Here is a 6084-nt window from a genome sequence, read left to right on the forward strand (position 1 = left end):
TTGATACCGTCATCAATGAATTATAGGCATATATTCCTTTTCCATATAATTCTACTTGTTGTCCATATATATTGTTTACAAGAATGGATTCTCCCCCATCTGAATAAAACAATCCTATCGTCGCTACACAAATTGCAATGCAAGAAAGCAATATGCATAATATGTTTTCCGTTTTCCTGTTCATTTTGCATCTCCAATTTACACGCAGACAAAACCATTGTTTCATAGATTTTTTGTCATTGCATCAACATATATTCCAACAGGTGTTTCTCCTATTCCATTATGGCCCAACATAATTTCCGCCAACGAAAAACCTTGCTGCCACATCCATAAGAAACAAGCCAATCAGCAAATAACTGATCATTCCAAATACTTTTGGTCTATTATTCTTCAGTGACACAAAAATACTATTCAGAACAGGCCAAACACCATATAACACAGCCATCCCAATAATACCAAAACGTACACTTGTTAATAACTCTACTGCTGTGCACAAAAGCATTATAGAAACAAAACACAAAAACGGCGTAATATTGACCTTTCCTATCCTTATTTTTCTCATTTTCAATTTTTTCATGGAGAAAAGGATTATCATCCCTTCCAACAATAAAATATTGAAATTCTATTTCTCTATCACCACAATAAATATACAACTTTACGCCCATTGCTAATTTCAAAGATACCATATTCGCAAAAAAATGACCAGAACCACACGGATTCCGGTCTGTTTTACACTGAATTTACATATCCTTATTTTCATAATGTTTTCTTAATCATCTCGCAAAACAATCTTTTTCAAGGGGAAAACAAATCTCCACTTTCGCTCCGCCGGTTTCTTCCGAATTTGTGAGTAATAATCTTCCACCATGCTTTTTGGCTATTGATTTTGCAGAAAACAATCCAATACCATAATGCACACCGCCACTTCTGCTTGTATCATCCATAAAAAACTGTTCTGTTCCGTGCAGCAGTGCTTCTTTTGTAAAACCACTGCCGCTATCTTCCACTGTAAATATGAACTCTCCACTCTGCTCTTCGATATAAATATTGATTGTTCCTCCTTTCGGTGTATGTTCTGCTGCATTTTTAATAATATTCATAACAGCTCTTACAACCTGGTCATAAACAATATTTACTGTTTCGCTGATATATTGTTCTTCCCAGTTAATTTTCAGATTGAAAACTTCAGAGAGTCCACATGTTTGTTTTTTGATGTCACCAAGGATGTCTTCTATCCTTATTTTCTCGAATCTATATTGATAACCATCTACGGATTTTGTTACTTCTATTAATGTCTGCACATAGTTTTGTATCTGCAATGCACTGCTGGCTATATAATCAATATATTTTTCCTGTTCTTCTGTCATTTCCATTTCAGAAAGTAGTTCTGCATTGCCTCTTATGACAGTAATCGGAGTTTTTATGTCATGCGCCAATGCAGACATTTGTCTGTTTTTTTCCTGTTCTGTCTTCCATTGTCGTTCCAGAGAATCCTTCAATGCATTTCTCATCTCATCTATAGATGACAGGCAATCATCAATCTCTTTCACTCCGGAATAAGACACCTCATATTCAAGATCCTGATTCTTGATTCTCTCTACTGCATTCATTACCGGTTTCATTTTTCGCTTCATTTTTTTCCCGAAGCTTACAGATGGCAACAAGATAATTATAATTCCACTCAGAATAACTATGATCGTTATCAAATCTTGTGGTTCTATGAAATGTTCTCTGAGAAACGCAGACTGATACTGTGGTGTCAGGCTGTACTGCAGAACAACATATTCGTCCGGACGTGGAATCACCTTATAAAAATAGTCTCCTGATGCGTTTCCATGATTAGCAACGTTCCACGCAATTTTTACCGAATCTTCCGGCATATTTCCACTAAGCACCTCACCGTCCGTAGAAAAAATAACATAATGGCAAAGAACCGGTATGATGTCCTCCGTCACTTCGTCTGCGTTCTGAATCAAATCATAGGCTTCATTGATCTTCCTTTCCGCGTAATTAGCCGGATAAATACCGCCTACGTTAACAAGAATATTAAATATAAGGACTGTACATATCCCCAACGTTAACAAAAGTCCAAGCATAACCAGTACATATCTTAGAAAGATTCTACTAAGTGTACTGCTTCTTCTCTACTCTTCCCATTTATATCCAATCCCCCAGACTGTTTTTATCGGCATGCAATGGAAGTCTGAGAGCTTTGTCCTTATATTTTTAATATGAGTTGTAATTGTACTGTCATTGCTCTCACTGTCAAATCCAAATACCTGCTCCAAAATCTGCTCTTTTGAAAAAACCTGCCCACGGTTTTTTGCAAGGAACTCACAAATTTCATACTCCGCCTTTGTAAGAGGAATTTCCTTATCATCAGCCATCATCTGTTTTAAAGATAAATGAAAGCAGACATGCCCAACAACCATTCTGACAGAATGTTCCCGGTGTTCCCGCCTAAGATGAGCAGCAACTCTCGCACGAAGTTCCATAACCCCAAATGGCTTACAGATATAATCATCTGCTCCCAATGACAAACCATTTACCAGACTGCTTTCTTCTGTTTTTGCTGTAAGAAACAAAATAGGACAGTCAACAAGCTTCCTGATTCTTGAACACAATGCGAATCCGTCCATTCCGGGCATCATAATATCCAGCAAAATCAGATCATAAAGATTCACTTTTTCCATATTTATCTCAAGCGGGTTGCTTATTTTTGTGACCTGATGTCCATCCTTGTTCAGAATTGCTCCTATCATATCAAGGATTGCTGTATCATCATCAATTACTAATATTTTCGCCATTTTGTCCCTCTAATCTGATATTTTACTTCCTTCCCAATGGGATGCCCACAATAAATAATATACCATACTAAACACTGTAAACACGCAAAATACTGGTATTACAGACTTCATTTCATTTAGTGCTCCCGATTCTCCGAAAGCAATCTGTAAATAAGTGTATGGTAATCTGCCAGTCCATGAAACAAGCTAAACATAAGCAAAAGTATTACCTTAGACAAAAATGCTATCGTCTTTTTTCGTAAGGTGAGCAGATTCTGGTATACTCCGGCATTTTGCTCCTGTTCCATGATACTTGCAGTAAACATTCCAATCAGAACAGGAAAGCCTGCTCCATGGCTTTCCATCGAAATAAATCTCACCTGCTGTCGGTCTTAAAACACCAGTAATCATTTTCAGAGTTGTAGATTTTCCGGCTCCATTAGGTCCAAGAAGACCATAGACTTTCCCCTTTTCAATATTGAGTGAAACATTATTTACCGCCTTCTGTTTCTTAAATGACTTGCAAAGATCTTTCGTTTGAAGCACCATTTCCATACTTATTCCTTCTTTCCTCGTTTTTATAGAAAAAGAATAACAGGGAAAAATAAAGATTTAATAAAGATTGATCTTTTCCTGTTAAAAAGAGGCGTATCACCATTTCTGATGATACGCCTCCCAGTTATAGAGTTTAAATACTACATTTGTAAATAGTTGGGTAGGGATAATTCTATTTCACAACAACAAAATCAGTCTCATCCAAATCCTCAGTCGCTAAAATGTCCAACAATCGGTAAACTGGACCTGTAGGATGTGTTCTTCCGCATTCCCATGCTTCTACAGTCTTTTTTGAAACTCCCATATAAGATGCAAACACACTTTGAGTCATACCTGCTTTTATTCGAATTTCTCTAATCTCTTTATTTGAGTATTTCTTGATTGGCATAATCATATATGTTTTTACTCTCGCCTTACCATTTCCTCTTTCAAAATCAATAGCTTCCTCTAATCCCTGTTTCAAATCATCAAACAGTGAACTCATAAAAATCATCTCCTATTCTTTGCAGCTTCTTCTTTTAACGATTTCACTAACTTCTTAAGTACATTTTTTTCTTCTTTTGTAAGGTTTTCATGCTCTTTTTTCTCAAACGCAGTTATTAAATAAGTGACTTCATATTCTGCAAAATCTGTATAGCACACTCTAATGCTTCCGCTTTTTCCTCTGTGCTCAAGTGGAAATCTGACTTTACGAATCCCTCCTGTACCTTCCATTACAGGACCTGATTCTGGATCTTTTAATAAAAACATCTGTAATGCTTGAAGTTCATCATCACCAAGTCCGATTTCTTTCCATCTCTTAGTAAATAGTGGTACTTCTATAAATGTTCTTGTCATTTGTATATTTGTATGTTGCCTTTCATTATCTTTATAGCATTATATTATACCCTATTTTGTAGGGTGTCAATTATTGTTTGAATTATTCTCGAAATTATAATTTACCATCTCATCATAAGCGAAGCGGATCCGGAGTGGAATACTCAAAGGTGTACATTCCAACAGTAATACCACCAATGACTGCAAACGGCAAAATCACCAGAGATGTTTGCGACGCCTTTTTAACGTTAATCCGACTTATTATTTTATGGTTATTTTCTCCACATATTTCATCGGTGTAAATCTGATACCGTTCACCGTCTGTTCCTGCTCCACCTCTTCAAATCCAAGATGTCTGTATATCTCCACTGCATACGGCGAAGAATTTACAGTAAATTCCTGCTTGTCATAGTCTCTCCTCATGGTATTGAATAAATCTCGCCCGATTCCTTTTCTGTGGTAATCTGATTTAACAAAGAAACCGCCAATATGCTGAGGCTCTCTCATAGAGAGCGTACCGATCAGACTGTCACCTTCAAACGCTCCATAAAAATGGCTCGGCAAAAACCCGAAGAATATCCGTCTCATTAAAAAGCTTTTCACAAAGCTGTCGTACAGCCTCTGTCATAACACCTTTGCTCCAATATTCTTCAGAAAGATAATAGCCAAGCTCCGCCGTACGGGAATGGATATTTCCCTGTCGGAAAGCTCCTATGCTTCCTACCGCTGTACCATCCACATCAATCGCATAAGCAAATGTATTGTTCGCATCGGAATTGATGACAAAATGAATATAATCCAACGCATCTTTTTCGGTATATGGATATGGCAATCCATCCCTCAGATTGTTCATTACTTTTCTATTGGACAGTGTAGATGCAAGTGACTTTGCATCTGTTGTTTCCCATTTTCTGATCGATATTTTCATTTCAAATTCCCTTCCTGCAAACATTCGTTCACCTTTACATCATTTCCATGGCCGCTCTCTTCCAAGCCATCCATTTTGCTCCCAATACTCCTTTTCCACAGGCGAAGATCCCCAGCCGCTTTTCTGCATCATCCTCATCATATTAAATATGAATCTCGTCTTGATTCCAACGTGTGGTTTCTCTCTTCTGCTAAGTTTGGCAGCAATTCTGCTTGTATCCTTATCAATTTTTTCTTTTTTGGATATCCTGACTCCGTCCCAGTTCATTGCCTGAACAGCGATTCCGTACTTCGTAATAGACGGCACCCCCAAATAAAGCAAAGCATCTTCCACATCTTTCATTGCCGACTTTGGAGAGGATCCTGCCGAAGTCGAAACAATCACAGCACGCTTACTGAACATACACTTCCTCGGTCTGTGCGACATCCAGTAATCAAATGTCAGATCGATAAATACTTTCAGCGGTGCTGATACATGCGAACAGTAATTCGGTGTTGTTACAATCAACACGTCAGCATCCTTGATAACATCAAGAATAACCTTTTTCTCCTCATAGTATGGACATGCCTTTTCATCTTCAATACATTGATAACATCCCATACAAAAATGATTCAGATTCCTCGGAAAGAAGAACTCTCTGATTTCATTATTACCGGGAATCTTATCCGCAATCATTCGTCCAATATGATACGTACTTCCCTTATGATTCTGTCCATTCAACATTACAATTTTCATCTGCTATCTCCTCAAAATCTGATTTTTCTCAACATATTTATTCATCTAATATTCTACAAAATATTTCCGACTAATGATAGTCGATTATAACATACATCTGTGTCAATTTTTAAGATATTTATCTTACTTATATCATAATCTCCTCAAAAAAGACCGGAACCACACGGATTCCGACCTGTTTTACACGCGATTATCTAAGTATATTTTCATGCGACCCTTTACTACGAATGGAAAAGATTGATTTGTCGATTTGGTAAATTTACA

Annotated in this window: 9 protein-coding genes and 1 pseudogene; all 10 read right to left on the reverse strand. The window is 37.2% G+C overall.

Going from position 1 to position 6084, the window contains the following annotated elements; genetic code table 11:
* Positions 1 to 184, reverse strand: a 184-nt coding sequence (locus ACQRCC_RS15340; protein WP_427851616.1) for a hypothetical protein, incomplete at its 3' end; no start/stop codon positions are given.
* Positions 185 to 280: 96 nt separating this feature from the next.
* Entirely contained in the window at positions 281 to 562 is a 282-nt protein-coding gene (locus tag ACQRCC_RS15345; RefSeq protein ID WP_427851617.1) for a hypothetical protein, read from the reverse strand.
* Positions 563 to 773: 211 nt separating this feature from the next.
* Positions 774 to 2096 (reverse strand): sensor histidine kinase, encoded by a 1323-nt coding sequence (locus ACQRCC_RS15350; protein WP_427851618.1) that lies wholly within the window; start codon positions 2094 to 2096, stop codon positions 774 to 776.
* Positions 2097 to 2144: 48 nt separating this feature from the next.
* Positions 2145 to 2807, reverse strand: a complete 663-nt coding sequence (locus ACQRCC_RS15355) for a response regulator transcription factor (RefSeq protein WP_427851619.1) — start codon at positions 2805 to 2807, stop codon at positions 2145 to 2147.
* Between the two features lie 312 nt (positions 2808 to 3119).
* Positions 3120 to 3341 (reverse strand): annotated as a pseudogene (locus tag ACQRCC_RS15360) (ATP-binding cassette domain-containing protein); the annotation flags it as partial.
* Positions 3342 to 3513: 172 nt separating this feature from the next.
* Entirely contained in the window at positions 3514 to 3825 is a 312-nt protein-coding gene (locus ACQRCC_RS15365) for a helix-turn-helix domain-containing protein (protein WP_427851620.1), read from the reverse strand.
* A 5-nt stretch (positions 3826 to 3830) separates the two neighbouring features.
* Positions 3831 to 4178: a type II toxin-antitoxin system RelE/ParE family toxin gene (locus ACQRCC_RS15370; RefSeq protein WP_427851621.1), complete on the reverse strand. Its 348-nt coding sequence runs from the start codon at positions 4176 to 4178 to the stop codon at positions 3831 to 3833.
* Between the two features lie 240 nt (positions 4179 to 4418).
* Positions 4419 to 4721: a GNAT family N-acetyltransferase gene (locus ACQRCC_RS15375; RefSeq protein ID WP_427851622.1), complete on the reverse strand. Its 303-nt coding sequence runs from the start codon at positions 4719 to 4721 to the stop codon at positions 4419 to 4421.
* Entirely contained in the window at positions 4693 to 5085 is a 393-nt protein-coding gene (locus ACQRCC_RS15380) for a GNAT family N-acetyltransferase (protein ID WP_427851623.1), read from the reverse strand. Before ACQRCC_RS15380 ends, ACQRCC_RS15375 begins: the two co-directional genes overlap by 29 nt.
* Before the next feature lie 39 nt (positions 5086 to 5124).
* Entirely contained in the window at positions 5125 to 5820 is a 696-nt protein-coding gene (locus ACQRCC_RS15385; RefSeq protein ID WP_427851624.1) for a flavodoxin family protein, read from the reverse strand.
* Between the last annotated feature and the right edge of the window lie 264 nt (positions 5821 to 6084).

The organism is Sporofaciens sp. SGI.106 (genome assembly GCF_050314255.1).
Classification (GTDB): Bacteria; Bacillota; Clostridia; order Lachnospirales; family Lachnospiraceae; genus Claveliimonas.

Coding starts and splice junctions, on each gene's coding strand:
- ACQRCC_RS15345 (WP_427851617.1), bottom strand. CDS start 562: ATGAGAAAAATAAGGATAGGAAAGGTCAATATTACGCCGTTTTTGTGT.
- ACQRCC_RS15350 (WP_427851618.1), bottom strand. CDS start 2,096: ATGCTTGGACTTTTGTTAACGTTGGGGATATGTACAGTCCTTATATTT.
- ACQRCC_RS15355 (WP_427851619.1), bottom strand. CDS start 2,807: ATGGCGAAAATATTAGTAATTGATGATGATACAGCAATCCTTGATATG.
- ACQRCC_RS15365 (WP_427851620.1), bottom strand. CDS start 3,825: ATGAGTTCACTGTTTGATGATTTGAAACAGGGATTAGAGGAAGCTATT.
- ACQRCC_RS15370 (WP_427851621.1), bottom strand. CDS start 4,178: ATGACAAGAACATTTATAGAAGTACCACTATTTACTAAGAGATGGAAA.
- ACQRCC_RS15380 (WP_427851623.1), bottom strand. CDS start 5,085: ATGAAAATATCGATCAGAAAATGGGAAACAACAGATGCAAAGTCACTT.
- ACQRCC_RS15385 (WP_427851624.1), bottom strand. CDS start 5,820: ATGAAAATTGTAATGTTGAATGGACAGAATCATAAGGGAAGTACGTAT.